Source organism: Nocardia flavorosea (assembly GCF_015477805.1).
GTDB classification, from domain to species: Bacteria; Actinomycetota; Actinomycetes; order Mycobacteriales; family Mycobacteriaceae; genus Nocardia; species Nocardia flavorosea_A.
This window is the reverse complement of record NZ_JADLQL010000020.1, coordinates 1-285: the sequence shown is the minus strand read 5'-3', so window position 1 is coordinate 285 and position 285 is coordinate 1. Positions and strand designations below refer to the sequence as shown.

At 57.9% G+C, this 285-nt stretch carries 1 protein-coding gene; it reads right to left on the bottom strand.

Features of this window, described 5'->3' with window-relative positions:
- On the bottom strand, positions 1-285 hold a 285-nt coding region (locus IU448_RS28600; protein ID WP_195058845.1), incomplete at both ends, for an L-rhamnose isomerase.

Here is a 285-nt window from a genome sequence, read left to right as displayed (position 1 = left end):
AGATCACTTCAGTCGGATGGAAGTGGCCGGCATCCAGCGTCAGCGCGGTCTGACGGCTGGCCGCGTAACCGAGGAAAAACTCGTTGGAGCCCACGGTGTAGCTTTCAGCGCCGATACCAAACAGCTTGCTCTCCACCGCATCGATGTGATTTTGCGGATTCAGTTTTTCGGCGATGATTTCATCCAGCGCGCTCATCAGTCGCTGGCGCGGTGCCAGCCGATCGATGGTGATATCTTTCATGCCGTCGGGCACCCAGATATTCATCACCGACGGGGTGCCCAGCT